18 protein-coding genes and 2 pseudogenes are annotated in these 13,626 nt (G+C 61.9%); 7 read left to right on the top strand and 13 right to left on the bottom strand.

Annotation, left to right across the window (positions count from 1 at the left end; genetic code table 11):
• The first annotated feature begins 335 nt into the window (after positions 1 to 335).
• Complete coding sequence (locus tag K2O51_RS00805; RefSeq protein ID WP_211951933.1) at positions 336 to 677, top strand: helix-turn-helix domain-containing protein; 342 nt, start codon at positions 336 to 338, stop codon at positions 675 to 677.
• Between the two features lie 12 nt (positions 678 to 689).
• The gene (locus tag K2O51_RS00800; RefSeq protein ID WP_140953538.1) at positions 690 to 1,148 is read left to right on the top strand and encodes a hypothetical protein; all 459 of its coding nucleotides are present in this window, start codon (positions 690 to 692) and stop codon (positions 1,146 to 1,148) included.
• Here K2O51_RS00800 and K2O51_RS00795 read toward each other — a convergent pair whose 3' ends face one another.
• The 4 genes from K2O51_RS00795 to K2O51_RS00780 all read right to left on the bottom strand — a co-directional run bounded on the left by K2O51_RS00795 (position 1,149) and on the right by K2O51_RS00780 (position 3,947).
• Positions 1,149 to 2,195 carry a hypothetical protein gene (locus tag K2O51_RS00795; RefSeq protein ID WP_220630362.1) on the bottom strand — a complete coding sequence of 349 codons (1,047 nt, stop codon included), beginning with the start codon at positions 2,193 to 2,195 and terminating at the stop codon, positions 1,149 to 1,151. It lies immediately after the preceding gene.
• Positions 2,196 to 3,069: 874 nt separating this feature from the next.
• Positions 3,070 to 3,330: a hypothetical protein gene (locus K2O51_RS00790; RefSeq protein WP_220630361.1), complete on the bottom strand. Its 261-nt coding sequence runs from the start codon at positions 3,328 to 3,330 to the stop codon at positions 3,070 to 3,072.
• A 47-nt stretch (positions 3,331 to 3,377) separates the two neighbouring features.
• Entirely contained in the window at positions 3,378 to 3,638 is a 261-nt protein-coding gene (locus tag K2O51_RS00785; protein WP_011300228.1) for a hypothetical protein, read from the bottom strand.
• A gap of 48 nt (positions 3,639 to 3,686) precedes the next feature.
• Positions 3,687 to 3,947, bottom strand: coding sequence for a hypothetical protein (locus K2O51_RS00780; protein WP_011300229.1), 261 nt, complete (start codon positions 3,945 to 3,947; stop codon positions 3,687 to 3,689).
• Positions 3,948 to 4,270: 323 nt separating this feature from the next.
• On the opposite strand from K2O51_RS00780, the gene K2O51_RS00775 reads away from it, so the two are divergent.
• Positions 4,271 to 4,519, top strand: coding sequence for a type 2 periplasmic-binding domain-containing protein (locus tag K2O51_RS00775; protein WP_011300230.1), 249 nt, complete (start codon positions 4,271 to 4,273; stop codon positions 4,517 to 4,519).
• Positions 4,520 to 4,563: 44 nt separating this feature from the next.
• Here the strand turns inward: K2O51_RS00775 and K2O51_RS00770 are convergent, their stop codons facing one another.
• Positions 4,564 to 4,869 carry a hypothetical protein gene (locus K2O51_RS00770; RefSeq protein WP_220630360.1) on the bottom strand — a complete coding sequence of 102 codons (306 nt, stop codon included), beginning with the start codon at positions 4,867 to 4,869 and terminating at the stop codon, positions 4,564 to 4,566.
• On the opposite strand from K2O51_RS00770, the gene K2O51_RS00765 reads away from it, so the two are divergent.
• Positions 4,868 to 5,767, top strand: coding sequence for a GNAT family N-acetyltransferase (locus tag K2O51_RS00765; RefSeq protein ID WP_220630359.1), 900 nt, complete (start codon positions 4,868 to 4,870; stop codon positions 5,765 to 5,767). The genes K2O51_RS00770 and K2O51_RS00765 overlap by 2 nt on opposite strands.
• A 147-nt stretch (positions 5,768 to 5,914) precedes the next feature.
• Here the strand turns inward: K2O51_RS00765 and K2O51_RS00760 are convergent, their stop codons facing one another.
• Positions 5,915 to 6,175 carry a hypothetical protein gene (locus K2O51_RS00760; protein WP_220630358.1) on the bottom strand — a complete coding sequence of 87 codons (261 nt, stop codon included), beginning with the start codon at positions 6,173 to 6,175 and terminating at the stop codon, positions 5,915 to 5,917.
• A 47-nt stretch (positions 6,176 to 6,222) separates the two neighbouring features.
• The gene (locus K2O51_RS00755) at positions 6,223 to 6,483 is read right to left on the bottom strand and encodes a hypothetical protein (protein WP_220630357.1); all 261 of its coding nucleotides are present in this window, start codon (positions 6,481 to 6,483) and stop codon (positions 6,223 to 6,225) included.
• Positions 6,484 to 6,774: 291 nt separating this feature from the next.
• On the opposite strand from K2O51_RS00755, the gene K2O51_RS00750 reads away from it, so the two are divergent.
• Complete coding sequence (locus K2O51_RS00750) at positions 6,775 to 7,173, top strand: DUF1801 domain-containing protein (protein WP_011300233.1); 399 nt, start codon at positions 6,775 to 6,777, stop codon at positions 7,171 to 7,173.
• Between the two features lie 27 nt (positions 7,174 to 7,200).
• Here K2O51_RS00750 and K2O51_RS00745 read toward each other — a convergent pair whose 3' ends face one another.
• The 4 genes and pseudogenes from K2O51_RS00745 to K2O51_RS00735 form a co-directional block, all read right to left on the bottom strand.
• Positions 7,201 to 9,120 carry a PAS domain-containing hybrid sensor histidine kinase/response regulator gene (locus K2O51_RS00745; RefSeq protein WP_140950822.1) on the bottom strand — a complete coding sequence of 640 codons (1,920 nt, stop codon included), beginning with the start codon at positions 9,118 to 9,120 and terminating at the stop codon, positions 7,201 to 7,203.
• 199 nt (positions 9,121 to 9,319) lie between these two features.
• Entirely contained in the window at positions 9,320 to 9,475 is a 156-nt protein-coding gene (locus K2O51_RS00740) for a hypothetical protein (protein WP_166487073.1), read from the bottom strand.
• 35 nt (positions 9,476 to 9,510) lie between these two features.
• Positions 9,511 to 9,621 (bottom strand): annotated as a pseudogene (locus tag K2O51_RS35725) (porin); the annotation flags it as partial.
• A gap of 91 nt (positions 9,622 to 9,712) precedes the next feature.
• A pseudogene (locus tag K2O51_RS00735) lies at positions 9,713 to 10,316 on the bottom strand (isocitrate/isopropylmalate family dehydrogenase).
• Between the two features lie 110 nt (positions 10,317 to 10,426).
• On the opposite strand from K2O51_RS00735, the gene K2O51_RS00730 reads away from it, so the two are divergent.
• The gene (locus K2O51_RS00730) at positions 10,427 to 10,609 is read left to right on the top strand and encodes a helix-turn-helix domain-containing protein (RefSeq protein WP_011300236.1); all 183 of its coding nucleotides are present in this window, start codon (positions 10,427 to 10,429) and stop codon (positions 10,607 to 10,609) included.
• A gap of 146 nt (positions 10,610 to 10,755) precedes the next feature.
• On the top strand, positions 10,756 to 11,127 hold the full coding sequence (locus tag K2O51_RS00725) for a PAS domain-containing protein (RefSeq protein WP_245001817.1): 372 nt from the start codon (positions 10,756 to 10,758) through the stop codon (positions 11,125 to 11,127).
• Positions 11,128 to 11,186: 59 nt separating this feature from the next.
• Here K2O51_RS00725 and K2O51_RS00720 read toward each other — a convergent pair whose 3' ends face one another.
• Both K2O51_RS00720 and K2O51_RS00715 read right to left on the bottom strand, forming a co-directional pair.
• On the bottom strand, positions 11,187 to 12,437 hold the full coding sequence (locus tag K2O51_RS00720; RefSeq protein WP_220630356.1) for an MFS transporter: 1,251 nt from the start codon (positions 12,435 to 12,437) through the stop codon (positions 11,187 to 11,189).
• A 385-nt stretch (positions 12,438 to 12,822) separates the two neighbouring features.
• Positions 12,823 to 13,599, bottom strand: a complete 777-nt coding sequence (locus tag K2O51_RS00715; RefSeq protein ID WP_220630355.1) for a GntR family transcriptional regulator — start codon at positions 13,597 to 13,599, stop codon at positions 12,823 to 12,825.
• Positions 13,600 to 13,626: the final 27 nt, after the last annotated feature.

Raw genomic sequence — 13,626 nt, 5'->3', positions numbered from 1 at the left:
GGAGAGCGGAAGTTGCATCAAATATTTGAAAATAAAGAAGAAATTCGATGTATGCCGCCGCCCGTCGACATATCCGAGCTAGGGCATGTTGGATGGCGGCAGACACAATCCCGAGGAAATGGTTGGCGCTCGGCAGACATGCACGAACCGCCGAGCTTGTGAGGCTCACGCAACCCGACTACGTGCGTCCAATGCTCGTTAAGGGATTTAAAATCGAGCATTAACGCATGTATGCACTATTTTAAGATCATTGGAAGTTTGCTGGATGTGGTGTACATTGCCGGGTATTGTTCGTTAAATCGAGTAATAACAGCATTGCGAGTGATTTCTCACACATGAAAGTCTCCCAGTCCTCCGTCCTCACCCCAGAGCTGGCTCAGCAAGCGGTCCACGTCGGACGGTTGCTGGCTCGGCTACGTCAGGCTCGTCACATCAAGCAAGCCGACGCGGCTGTACGCGCGGGACTTTCTCGCAACACGGCCTATCGGATCGAGAAGGGAGATCCCGGCCTCGCCTTCGGCCAGCTGCTTCGCTACCTCGACGCGATCTCTCCAGGCGCAACCTTCGCGAGCCTTCTGGCGGAGACCGATCCGGCGCTGAAGGCGCTGCAGTCGCGCGAAGCCACCAGACGCGTCCGGGATTTGTCCGCCTCGGAGCTTCAGAGCCTCGATTTCTGACGACTTACGCTGATGGCAAAAGACCAGCAACTAATGACCTTTGCCCACTTTGGGGAGGCCTGGGCACCGTGTGGCCAGCTGACCATGACGGAGGAGGGATCTGCACTGCTGGCTTCCAGCTTTGCCTATGGGCTTCGATATCTGGATCGCCCGGATGCGATCGAAGTGGATCCCGTGAGTCTCGGCATCCACGGCGAGCCGGTGAAGGGCCGCCGGTTGCTGCCTGTGAACGCGCTGACGGGCTTCGGTGGCATACGCGATGCGGCGCCCGATTCGTGGGGGCGCCGGGCGGTGGAGGCCAAGCTCAGGGTGGCGTCCCTTGAGAGCTCGGAAAATATTGCACGGTTAGCTGGCGGGCGGTGGACACGAGCCCGCCATATCGATGACCAGATAGAGATACGTACTCTTATCGGAATGGTGACCAATCTAGGGCGTCGCCCCGGAGGTCTCAGGGCCATACAGTCGTGTTGATCAAGGCGCAGCCCGGAAGTTGAGAGTCTTGTCGCCGATCCATAGACCTTCAAGCTTGTCGCCCTGGATCGTGGCCCGAATGAGCGGTTTGAGCGTATCGCTGCTTTCGGATTCGGTGAGTTCGATGACGTCGCCAGTCACCCTGCCGCTCAGCGCGATAGGCTTGCGGTACTTGTCGTAAAAGTAGATACCGGACAGTGAGTCGTCGCTGTAGCGCTCGGACAAGTGCAGCGTGATTGCCGCTTGCCCCACGCGGCCTTTCAGAATCTGTCGATACGGATCGACACGCGGCGCAGCCTGTGGGCCGTTCATCATCAAGTACTTGCCGTAAGCAGTGAAATACGGCGCGAGGTCAGCGTTCTTGTAGGCAACCTTCTGGTCGCCCACGTCGTCCAGCGCGCGCATAGCGTGGTTGCTGCAGCGCCCATATAGAAAGGTGATGGACTCACCGTCAATTCTCAGAGGGATTTCCGTCAGTCTGTAGTACTTGCCAGAATCGGGCATCGATTCCAGGCAGTCTTCGTACATGGCGATGGTCGACGCGATGCGCAGTTCTTCCTCGTCCTGCTTGGTATCGGGCCGAGGCTGCGGCCAAGGTGTCGTGATGCGGTGCTTCTTGCGATAAGCAGTGGCGTCCTTGTTCAAGCCGGCGATGGCTCTTCTGTACTCGACCATGCGTTTCGTGAGGTTGCGCTTCAGGAGCGCTGCGCCGCCCGCCGGCGTGAATATGTCCGAAGCGGCAATCGATCGCCCGGTGGTCGCGTCGAAGTTGTACTGCCTCGAGTAATTCTCGCAATAGGCACCACAGCCCTCGGCGTCGACTTCGAGTGCCAGCACTCGATCATCGTTGCGCAACACCGAGAAGCTGAAGTCTGAGCTGCCTTGAAGTCCGTCCTGTTCCTTCGACTCCTTGATTCTGTCGGAATACCTGGCGGGGGCCGGCTGCTCGACCATGTCGAGGAAGATGCGATTGTTGATGCGGGCGTCACGCCTGGCATCACCGGATTCGGCGTAGGGCAGCGAGCCTTTGTACGTGATCGCTTTCACTACGATCGGTCCTGATGGGGCCGCGGCAATGGCAGCGGGGACTAAGTGGACTGAGAGGAGGAGCGTAAGGAATCGTAAATTCACGGATAACAAGGCCTTTATCGGAATGGTCACGGTAGCCTACCCTGGCACGTTAGCTGTGCTTTCCGCGCAATCTGCCCAGCAGCGAAACGGCAATCAGGCCCAGAACGATCGCCGCCACGCCGTAATGACCCCAGAAGGCAAGCTTTGCATCTGACATCGAATATTGTTTCCAACTGCGCGCGGGTGTCTTCGAGCAGGCCTGCAACGGCAGTCGGCCGCCCCTAGGCGGCGCTCCAGCGATAGTCTTGCGGCCGCGCGCAGCGCTCCAACCAACGACAGACGCGGGGTAGCATTGCAGGCTACCCCGGCGATCTGCCGATTTCTATCGGACGACTCCTAAAATCGCGAATCTTCACAAAGATTTGCATTTCAAGGCTTCTTGCTACCGCACTACGAGGGCTTCGCTTATCTGCCGTGCCCGTTTGACTTCATCGGTCTACAAGTAGGTCGAGGTCGTGGCGACAGACGCGTGCCGTAGGTTATCGCGCGATTTTTCGCTGATCCGCCAGCGGAGCGGTGCTGCCAATCGCCTGGGATTCGCACTGGCCGGCTGCCTGCGGTTCTCGATCAGCGCGGCACGCGCAGCAGAGCTGATCGCGTGCATTTGGACTGTCGTCCGGGAGTGGAGGGTGTTCTTCGAGCAGTGCGGCGTCTGTGCACTGGACTGCAAGAAGATCGCGCCGGCATTCCGGCACTTGGAAGACATCAGTAGCGCCGAGACACGTCGCCAATTGCCGTGATGTTTTGCGGCAAGGCGGAACCGCGACGGGTTCCGCCGCCTCGGAAGGACTTAGTGCTGCAGCGCCTGAACAATGCCACCGACGTTGTTGATGGTGTTCGTCATGGTCTTCAAGTCGACGTTGGTGCGGGTCGACGCATCGGCTTGCGTAACCGGAGCGAAGATGGTGTTGGGGCTCGCGAACGACACGCCGCTGCCGCCCACGATAGCGTTGGTGCCGGAATTCACGAAGACGCTGCCGCCGCGCACGGCGCCCATCTTGGCATGGTCGAGGTCTTGTTCGAGGGCGAGGTTCTGGATGGTGAGGGACATGATGATCTCCTGGGTAGGCTGAGTGAGCTGAAGGGCTAGGGGCTGGATTAGTGCTGCAGGGCTGCAACCATGCCGCCCAAGTTGTTGATCGTGTTCTGCACGGACTTGATGTCGACGTTGGTGCGCGTCGAAGCATCGACCTGCGTAACCGGAGCGAAGATCGTGTTGGGGCTGGCGAAGGACACGCCGCTGCCGCCCACGATGGCGTTGGTGCCGGAGTTCACGAAGATGCTGCCGCCGCGCACGGCGCCCATCTTGGCGCTGTCGAGGTCTTGTTCGAGCGGGAGGTTCTGGATGGTCAAGGACATGATGGTCTCCTGGGTAGGCTGGATGAACGAGATGGAGTGGATGGGGGATTAGTGCTGCACGGCCTGCACGATGCCGCCGACGTTATTGAGCAGGTTGTTGATGCTCGTGAGGTCGACGTTGGTGCGGGTCGAGGCATCGACCTGGGTAACCGGGGCGACGATGATGTTGGGGCTGGCGAAGGACACGCCGGAGCCGCCCATGATCGCGTTGATGCCGCTGTTCAGGAACAGGCTGCCGCCGCGCACGGCGCTCATCTTGGCGTGATCGAGGTCTTGTTCGACGGGCAGGTTCTGGATGGTGAGGGACATGATGAAACTCCTTGAGGGTGCTGGGCTGACTTTGGTTTAGAGGGCATCGTGTGTTGCGCTCGCAGTCATATACGCATGGGGTGTGCCAGCCCAGGTGCCAGTCGCTCAGGGAATCATCAAGTCATTGAAAGGTAAGCAGAAATTTTTCTCTTGGCGCTTATTTTTGGATGCAGTCCATGTCCGCGCATGTCGGGTGCGGACGTACACGTCCGCAGCCATCTGTTGGATCCCCGCGGACATGTGGGGGAACACGCGTTTCTCCGGCCACACACCGGCGCCGCCGAGGACCGGCCCAATCTACGCCGCCGTCGGACTGACTCCGCGTGACATGGAAGCAGCGCTGCGCAACCAAGGCGTGTTGTGACCGAGGCCTGCTGCCTTACCACGCGATCAGCGCCGAACTGGAAAGCGGCGCGTTCGAAGCCGTGCCGCTGGCGGACCGCGCCTTGCGCCAGACCGTGGTGCTGGCCACGAGCAGCCAGCGCCCGTTTATGGAGTCGGCTCGCCGGGTCGCGCAGATGATCCCCCGCATTGCTGACGCGTTGATTCGCGAAGGCCTCTGGCGGCGCTGAAACGCCGCCTGTAGCTGGCGGCGCTCCCGGCAGCGATCAATTGATCAGTCGGCCGTGATGTTCTTCGCCTTGATGATCTTGCCCCAGTACTCGGCATCTTTCTTGACCAGCGCGGCCAGTGCCGGTGGATCCATGTAGCGCGCTTTGATGCCAACAGTCTCGGCGCGCTTCGTCTCGGGCTGAGCCAGTACGGTCTGTCTCGGTGTTATGAGTCCGGATTCTGCGCGGAAGACACAAGCCGTGCCATGGGGATCGTACTGAGGCCAGCGTGCCAGCTTGGCCCTTGCCGGGCCTTCTGCTATACCACCAGACGTTGCCACGCCATGCCATGCCATGCCGGAGGAGTCCATGCCGCTTCTTTTCCGACCTGCACGCGTTGATGAACTGCCCCGTGCCGAAGAGCTGGTGACCCGCAGCATCAACGACCTGACCGTCCGCCACGGGTTCGGGGCGATTGCCGCGTCGCGGTCTCCGGATTTCCAGTCGTTCTGCCTTCGGGACGATCCCCGCGGCACGTGGCTGGCGGAGGACGATGGCGAGATTGCCGGCTTTGCGCAGAGTTGGGTGAGCGGGCGGCTCTGGTTTCTGGCGGAATTGTTCGTGGCACCGGGCCGGCAGGGACAGGGGATCGGCAACGAATTGCTCGCCCGTACCCTGGAGCATGCGAACCAGGCCGGGGCGAGCGAGAAGAGCCTGATTACCTTTGCCTTCAACGTCGTGTCGCAAGGGCTGTATGTGCGGCACGGCATGCTGCCGCGCGTACCCATCCATTTGTGCACTGCAGAGCGTGCGTCACTGGCGGGGCTCGCAAATGGTCCCGGGCTTCGCGCGACGCCGATCGGCACGGATGCGGCCGATCTCGACATGCTGCAACGGCTCGACGTTGCCACCTTGGGGGTTTCGCGAGAGAAGCATCACAGGTATCTGCTGGCCGATCCGAGGATGAGGGGCGTCTTTCTCGAAGACGAAGGCCAGCGCGTCGGCTACGCGTACGTGGCCGCGTCGGGCCATGTAGGTCCGCTGGCGGTCATGGATACATACGCGATGCCCGGTGCATTCCGTGCGGCACTGGCTTTGGCCGTCGCGGGGGATGCGAGGCAGGTATCCGTGTTCGTTCCCGGGACGAGCGACGCGCTGGCAATCGCAGCCAGCCAGGGCATGCGATTCACGCTTCCGATGGTGCTGATGTCGACGGGCGATTTCGGCGACTGGAGGCGGTATTTCCCGCGAAACCCGGGCTTCATGTGAGTGCGATTTAACGCGCCATCTTGTGCCGGCCATCAATGCGGAACAGAAAAAAGACCGCACGAGGCGGTCTTGAAATGAGCCGGGCGCCGGACGCCGGCTCGTGGGAAGGAGGGCGGAACCGCGAAGGGTCCCACCGCCACGATGGACTTAGTGCTGGAGCGCCTGAACGATGCCGCCGACGTTGTTGATGGTGTTCGCCATGGTCTTCAGGTCGACGCTGGTGCGGCTCGAGGCATCCACTTGCGTGACCGGAGCCACGATGGTGTTCGGGCTGAAGAACGACACGCCGCTGCCGCCGACGATGGCGTTGGTGCCGGAGTTCACGAAGATGCTGCCGCCGCGTACGGCGCCCATCTTGGCGTGGTCGAGGTCTTGTTCGAGCGGGAGGTTCTGGATGGTCAAGGACATGATGGTCTCCTGGGTAGGCTGGATGAAGAGATGGACTGGCTGGGGAATTAGTGCTGCGCGGCCTGCACGATGCCGCCGACGTTGTTGAGCAGGTTGCTGATGCTCGTGAGGTTGACGTTGGTGCGGGTCGAGGCATCGACCTGGGTGACCGGGGCGACGATGATGTTGGGGCTGGCGAAGGACACGCCGGCGCCGCCCATGATCGCGTTGATGCCGTTGTTCAGGAACAGGCTGCCGCCGCGCACGGCGCTCATCTTGGCGTGGTCGAGGTCTTGTTCGACGGGCAGGTTCTGGATGGTGAGGGACATGATGAAACTCCTTGAGGGTGCTGGTCTGGCTTGGGTTTAGAGGGCATCGGGTGTTGCGCTCGCAGTCATATATGCATGGGGTGTGCCAGGGCGGCGACCGACGCGTCATGGCGTCATCAAATCTTTGAAAACAAAGGGAAAATAGGCCTGCCTTTGCCGTGAGGCTGGGCGATACCATGCTGCTCTATGTTGGTCGCCATCAGACAGATTTCGATAGACGTGTCTGTGCTGACCAGACAAACGCGGCCGGGCAGGCAGCGCTAGAATGTCCCTCTTCCTAGGAGAACGGGCATGAAGAACACCGGGTTGCAGGATGGCAAGTCGCCGACCGAACTGATCGACGAGAGGATCCGCGAACTTGGCGACTGGCGCGGCGAAATGCTGAGCCGTATCCGCGAGCTGATCCGGAAGGCCGATCCGGAAGTGGTCGAGGAGTGGAAGTGGCGCGGGGTGCCGGTGTGGTCGCACGATGGCATTCTCTGCACCGGCGAGACGTACAAGAACGTAGTGAAGATGACCTTTGCCAAAGGTGCGTCACTGCCAGATCCCTCGAAGCTCTTCAATTCGAGCCTGGAAGGGAATACACGTCGCGCCATCGATATCCACGAGGGCGAAGCGTTCGACGAGACGGCGCTGAAGGCCCTCATCCAGGCGGCCGTGGCGCTCAACCAATCAAAGAAGAAGCGCTGAGAGGATTCGCCGTGACCCGACCCACTGCTACCTGGCGGCGGGCCGGTGCTGGGTCTGCTGAAGGATTTCAGTCATGGCGTCAATATCCACTGGCTTGACCAGATGCCCGTCAAAACCAGCGCGAGCCGTATCTTCCTTGATGCCGGGATCGCCAAAGCCGGTGAGCGCGAAATAGCGGGTGTGATGCAGGTGGGCGTAGTCGCGCAGTTCGCGCACCAGCTCGAAGCCGTCCATATCCGGCATGGCCAGGTCGATGAGCGCGACGTCGGGCGTGAAATCCTCGACGCTGCGCAGTGCCGTCACGCCGTCGTAGGCAACTTTGACCGAGTGGCCGGTCATCTGCAGCAGCAGGCCCATGCTGTCGGCGGCATCGCGGTTGTCATCGACCAGCAAGATGTTGAGGCCTTCCTGCGGACGGCGCAGCAAGGGAGCCATCGACGTGCGCGGTTCGGTAATGATCGGAAGCCGGATCGAGAATGTGCAGCCCAAGCCAAGCCCCTGGCTGGCGGCGCTGATCGATCCCTCATGCAGTTCAATGATCGACCGGCACAGCGACAGCCCGATGCCTAGCCCGTTGGAACTGGTCTGGCCCGGTGGTCCGCCTTGCACGAAGAGGTTGAATACCTCGGACAGGTTTTCCGGGGCGATGCCGCAGCCCTGGTCGGTAATCGTCAGTTGCCCGATGCGGCCGTTCAGGCCGCAGCGCAAGGTGATCGTCGTGCTTTCGGGCGAGAACTTGGACGCGTTGATCAACAGGTTCTGCAGCACCTGCGCCAGGCGCGTGAGATCGCCGAAGACCTGGAAATCCGCATCGTCGAGTTGCGCTTCGATGCGTTGTGACCTGGCCTCGATCGCGGGCATGCTCCCTTCGATGGCCGCCGCGATCACCTCGCGGATCGGGATGACCGAGCGGCGCAGTTCGAGCTTGCCCGCGGCAATGCGGCCGACATCGAGCAAGTCGTCGACCAGCCGGGTCAGATGCCGCAACTGACGGCCGACGATGCCCAGATTCGCTTTGACCAGCGACAAATCGTCCGGCGCGCGCTCCATGATCGACGTGGCGCTGTACATCGGTGCGAGCGGGTTTCTCAGTTCGTGGGCCAGCATCGCCAGGAACTCCTTCATCCGGCGCGCCGAAGCCTCGACTTCCTCAAGCCGCTTGCGTTCGCTCATGTCCCGCGTCACCTTGGCGAAGCCGCGCAACTGGCGATGTTCGTCATAGATCGCGGTAAGCGTGACACTGGCCCAGAACAGCGAGCCGTCCTTGCGCATCCGCCAGCCCTCGTCTTGCACGCTGCCATGCTCGCGGGCCCGCTGGATCAGCCGCTCTGGCTTGCCCGCTGCGACATCCTCGGGCAGATAGAACGTGGAGAAATGCCGGCCGACGATTTCGCTGCTTCGATAGCCCTTGATCTGCGCAGCACCCGCGTTCCAGCTCACGACGTTGCCGTGCGGATCGAGCATGAATATCGCGTAGTCCTTGACGTTCAGGACCAGCAGCCGGAAAGTCTCTTCGCTCTCCATTAGCTTGGCCGCATCCTGCATCTGGTCCGTCATGTCCCGCGTGATCTTGGCAAAACCTATGATTTCACCCGCTTCATTGTGCAGTGCGGTGATCACGACATTGGCCCAGAATCGCGTCCCGTCCTTGCGCACGCGCCAGCCTTTGTCTTCGACGCGGCCGTGGCGCCTGGCCAGCTCCAGCTCCTTCTGGGGCCAGCCGCGTGCGATCGAATCCTCGGGGTAAAAGCGCGAGAAATGTGAGCCAATGATCTCTGACGCTTCGTAACCCTTGATCCGCTGCGCGCCGCGGTTCCAGCTCGTGATCGTGCCGTCGGTATCGAGCAGGAAGATCGCGTAGTCCGAAATTGTTTCGACGAGCGTGCGAAAGATATCGTGCCGCTCGGTCGCGGGGCGGGGGCTGGAAGGGCGTCCGGAGTCAGACATGAACAGGGAGGGGGCAGGGGCTGCCGTAATAGTCGCCCAAAGCGGCCTCGGTTACTGTCGGACAGAATCCTACAAATTACAAGGCTTATGCGGGCGAGATGACGCTAGGCGGCTGGGGTTGCAGCGGGAGAAGCAGGTAAGGCGGTACCGTGCAGGCCTTATGCGGGGCACCGGACAGCGTGCGCTTATCAATATTGGTTCACGAGTCCTGAACTGCCCCCCAAAAGGCGCCCGACAGGTGCAGCGCGGACGTGATTTGGTAGCCCAGCCCGACGAAGGCGATGCCGAAGCGCGCGTCCCGCGTGGTCTCGCGCCGGCCCATGTAGCCAACGTAGCCCGTGGCGTTGCCAATCACGTACGACGCGCCGACCGAGTAATTGTGCAGCGTGCCTTGCCGTCGTCGGTGCCAAAGCCGTTTTCCAGCAGGAACATGGCCTTGTTGCCGCCGCCGAGATCCTCGTTGCCTTTCAGGCCCCAGCGGCTGCCGCCGATCCTCGCGGAAAAAAATTACTTATGTGACGAAGGGATGGTCGTGCGCCACGGGAAACGACTCGCGAGGCGAATCGTGCGTCACGCCGCGGCGCGAGCGGCCTCAGACCGCTTCGGCGATGGCCTTGCCCACGTCGCTCGTGCCGGCCTTGCCGCCGGCATCCGGCGTCAGCGGACCTTCGCGCAACACGGTCTCGATCGCGGCGAGGATCGCGTCATGTGCCTGGCGTCCGGCTTCACCGCCCAGGAAGTCCAGCATCATCGCGCCCGACCAGATCATGCCGATGGGGTTGGCGATCTGCTTGCCGAAGATGTCCGGCGCCGAGCCGTGCACTGGTTCGAACAGCGACGGGAACTTGCGTTCCGGGTTCAGGTTCGCGGTTAACGTACTGGTCGAATTCGCGGCGGAACTTGAGCAGAGAGCCCCACAGCGAGATGTGGTCGGGTACCTTGTCGGGCCAGCCGACGGCGCCGAAGTAGATGGCGTCGAAGGCGTCGAGCTGCTGCTTCCAGTCGTCCGGCATCATCTTGCCGTGGCGCAGGTAATAGTCGCAGTTGGCCCATTCGAAGTGGCGCACTTCAATGGGCAGGTTGAACTTGCGCGCGGCGGCTTCGACGACGCGCAGCCCTTCGGGGAGGACTTCGTTGCCGATGCCGTCGCCGGCAATGGCGGCAATCCGGAACGAAGCTGGAGATGGTTTGGTCATGGCGGTGTCTCGCTCGGGTCTGGTGTGTCTGGTGGTCTGGACGCGATCGAGGATGCCGGTAAACCGCGCGCGGATCATCCGCGCAAGCGTGGATACAGGAAACACGAATCGTGAATAATCTGCCCCCACTGGAAGACCTGCGGGTGTTCTGCCTGGTCGCGCAGCGCGCCAGCTTCGTGGCTGCTGCGGAAGAGCTGGGCAATTCGCCGGCCTATGTCAGCAAGCGCGTCAAGGCGCTGGAGCAGGCGAAGGCCCGCAACTGCTGCACCGGAGCACGCGCCAGGTGTCGCTGACCGAAAGCGGCGACCGCGTGTGCCGCTAGGCGCACGAGTTCGATTTCCGCCTGTATCAGCCCGACGGCAGCATCCGCTGGATCTCATCGCGCGCCACGCCGGTACGCGAACTGGACGGGCGCATCGTCAAGATCGTCGGCATCAGCATGGACAACACCGCGCGCAAGCTTGCCGAGCAGTCGCTGCGCGACCAGCAGGCGCGGTTCCGCGCGGTCTTCGAGCTGACGTCGGAAGGCATGGCATTGCTGGACGGTGATCTGCGCTGCGAGTCGGTCAATGCGGCGCTGGCGGCGCTGATCGGCTGTGCTGCCGATGCGCTGCTCGGCAGCGGATTCGCGGAACGCTTTGCCGATATCGGCGCGCGCCTGCGCAAGATGACGCGCGCCCGTCCGCGAGCCAGGTTTGATGCGGAACTGCCGCGGGCGGACGGAAGCGGCTTGGCGGTAACGGTCCGCGCGACGCTGGAGCGCAGCGAGGACGGCGCGTCGTACTACGCGCTGGCGATGCGCGCTGGCTGATCACGGCCGGCGAAGTTGAAGCGCCCGCGTTCGGATTGCACAACGCCACCTGGGCCCAGTCACCGCGTTTTCGCCCAGCGGTCGAAAGCGGCGCAGCCCAGCAGCACCGCACTGGTGACGAAGAACACCGCGCGCATGCCGACATGCACGCCGATCTGGCCACCGATCAGCGGACCGGTCACCTGGCCGGCAAACTGTGCCGACTGCAGGTATCCGAGCATCTTGCCTGACTGGTGTTCCTTTGTTGCCTGCCGCACAAGCTTGCCGATCGCTGGCAGCAATCCAGCTATCGTCATCCCCATGAGGCCACGCAAAATCGCGAGGGTCCACCAGTTTGTTACGAACGCCTGCGGAATCATGACGACAGCGGTGGCGACCAGGCAGCCGATGATCACGCGCCAGGCCCCGAGGCGGTCAGCCAGCGCGCCGAGGCGGGACGCCGTCAAGACGCTGCCGAGCGCCGAGCTCGCCATGACGATGCCGGCAATGGTCGATAGTTGCGCACGGGGTACGCCGAGTTGACCGATGTAGACGGTGATAATTGGCTCGATCGACATGTTGGAAAACAGCACCATGGTCGCTGTAACGAGCAACGCGACCAGCGGAACGCGCGAACTGCGCTCATGCCTATCCGCCATGGCCTGATGGGACGCTGGCCTCTTCGCCGGCGGCCTGAAGTCCTCACGTACCAGAAATATGGTCATGAGCGCGGCCACCGAGATCATTGCGCCGCCCGCGAAAAAGGTGCCGCGGATGCCGATCAGGTTCGGCAGCAGGCCGCCGACAAGCGGACCAACCAGATTGCCCACCAGTGCGCCACTGGATAGCACGCCTAGCGCCCATCCCGCGCGTTCGGCCGGCGCCTGCGTGCCAATCATGACGGTGGCCGCCGAAGCATAGCCGCCGATGAGGCCTGCCGCAAAACGCAGGGCGACGAGTTCGTAGATGTTATGCGCCAGGCCGATCATCGACATGACGATGGCCATGCCCACCGCCGCGCGAACCAGCATGGGCTTGCGCCCAAAGCGATCGGCCAGTCGCCCCCATAGCGGCGCGGTCACGGCCGTTGCCAGAAAGGTCACGCCAAAGGCGACGCCGGACCATTGGACGATCTCGTTCTGCGCCGTGATGCCAAGCTGCTCCACATAGAGTGGCAGGAACGGCAACAGCATGCTGAGACTGACCAGCGTGGTAAATGACCCGAAAGTCGCCACGGCCAGGTTGCGCTTCCAGTACGAGGCGTTGCGGTCCGCGTAGTTGGCCCCCGAGTGGCTTTCACGGGAGGAGATGGTGATGATGGGATTCGGCATGGCAAGAAATCTCGCGATCGGTGGACCGAGATCACGTCCTGGTCGGACATGCCACAAGATCAGCGCGCCATCCTCCGATTGCCGCCAGAGCAAGGCGGACTTTGCTCGGGGCCTGAGTGAGTCGCTAGAACGCGTGACGAAGTAATCGATCGGTGCTTGCCATTGTGGTCTACCCGTTGCGAGAGATCATCGGGGTCGGCGGCAAATCAGTTGTTCCGCTGCATTGACAGTGGGTCCGTGCGGCGCGGATCAATGCACGATGCGGTAGGACCCGGCTCCCGTGCATCATCGATTCCGCGTCATTCGGACGCTGCCTCCAGCGTCAGTTCATTGTTCTTTGTTTCGGCGTGGGAACGTAGCTAGGGCCGTCTGCAAACGCGCCCACTCAGGCGTCCTGGAATTCGCTTTGCGTTCGCAGAACCTTCACCAGGTGTTCGCCATGCATGCGCGCGTAGTCATGGGCAAGTTTCTCGGCTTCCGTAACATTGCCCTCGAGAATTGCAGTGGCCATATGCTCGTGCTCGGCATAGATGGCATCGGAATATTCCATTAGTTTCGTGGTCATGAGGATGTAGAGCATGACCGGGTCGCTGATTTGTCCGTACTGGGCGATGAGGCGACGATGGCGCGATAGCGCGACGACGGTCTTGTGAAAAGCCAGGTCGGCTTCGGCTATGCCCCTGCGGTCCTTGTTTGCGATAGCGGATTTCAATTCCGCCAAAGCCTTGCGCAGCTGCGTGCGGCCAGCATCGTCGATATTTGCGGCTGCGAGGCTGGCGGCCATCCCTTCCAGGTTGCTGCGCAACGTATATAGCTCCCAGGCGTCTTCTGCCGAGAGCGATACCACTTCCCATCCGGTATAGGCGTGCTGGATCAGAAGACCCTCACTGGCCAATCGCTGCATGCCAGCACGAACCGTGGAGCGGGAAAGGCCGATCTGGGTCGCAAGCGAGATCTCCGTGAGTCGTGAGCCCGGTGCCAGATCCCCGGAAAAGATGGCGTCCCGGATCCAGTCGGCTGCCTGTCGATCCAGGCTGCGCTTGTCGATTTCAATGCGAGTATTCATAGGTGCTTGACTTGGCAGGTGAGTCGGTCGCCCCTCGTATCGCCCCAGGAAATGGCGCTTCCCCGTCCGCCCGCCGATGGAAAGGATCGCTGCCATGATACCGCCACCTGAGTCATGATTGTT

This window comes from Cupriavidus pinatubonensis, from assembly GCF_019602855.1.
Classification (GTDB): domain Bacteria; phylum Pseudomonadota; class Gammaproteobacteria; order Burkholderiales; family Burkholderiaceae; genus Cupriavidus; species Cupriavidus pinatubonensis.
This window is presented reverse-complemented; position numbering and strand designations above follow the sequence as displayed.

Coding starts and splice junctions, on each gene's coding strand:
- K2O51_RS00805 (WP_211951933.1), top strand. CDS start 336: ATGAAAGTCTCCCAGTCCTCCGTCCTCACCCCAGAGCTGGCTCAGCAA.
- K2O51_RS00800 (WP_140953538.1), top strand. CDS start 690: ATGGCAAAAGACCAGCAACTAATGACCTTTGCCCACTTTGGGGAGGCC.
- K2O51_RS00790 (WP_220630361.1), bottom strand. CDS start 3,330: ATGTCCCTCACCATCCAGAACCTCGCCCTCGAACAAGACCTCGACCAT.
- K2O51_RS00785 (WP_011300228.1), bottom strand. CDS start 3,638: ATGTCCTTGACCATCCAGAACCTCCCGCTCGAACAAGACCTCGACAGC.
- K2O51_RS00780 (WP_011300229.1), bottom strand. CDS start 3,947: ATGTCCCTCACCATCCAGAACCTGCCCGTCGAACAAGACCTCGATCAC.
- K2O51_RS00765 (WP_220630359.1), top strand. CDS start 4,868: ATGCCGCTTCTTTTCCGACCTGCACGCGTTGATGAACTGCCCCGTGCC.
- K2O51_RS00770 (WP_220630360.1), bottom strand. CDS start 4,869: ATGGACTCCTCCGGCATGGCATGGCATGGCGTGGCAACGTCTGGTGGT.
- K2O51_RS00760 (WP_220630358.1), bottom strand. CDS start 6,175: ATGTCCTTGACCATCCAGAACCTCCCGCTCGAACAAGACCTCGACCAC.
- K2O51_RS00755 (WP_220630357.1), bottom strand. CDS start 6,483: ATGTCCCTCACCATCCAGAACCTGCCCGTCGAACAAGACCTCGACCAC.
- K2O51_RS00750 (WP_011300233.1), top strand. CDS start 6,775: ATGAAGAACACCGGGTTGCAGGATGGCAAGTCGCCGACCGAACTGATC.
- K2O51_RS00745 (WP_140950822.1), bottom strand. CDS start 9,120: ATGTCTGACTCCGGACGCCCTTCCAGCCCCCGCCCCGCGACCGAGCGG.
- K2O51_RS00725 (WP_245001817.1), top strand. CDS start 10,756: ATGGACAACACCGCGCGCAAGCTTGCCGAGCAGTCGCTGCGCGACCAG.
- K2O51_RS00720 (WP_220630356.1), bottom strand. CDS start 12,437: ATGCCGAATCCCATCATCACCATCTCCTCCCGTGAAAGCCACTCGGGG.
- K2O51_RS00715 (WP_220630355.1), bottom strand. CDS start 13,599: ATGGCAGCGATCCTTTCCATCGGCGGGCGGACGGGGAAGCGCCATTTC.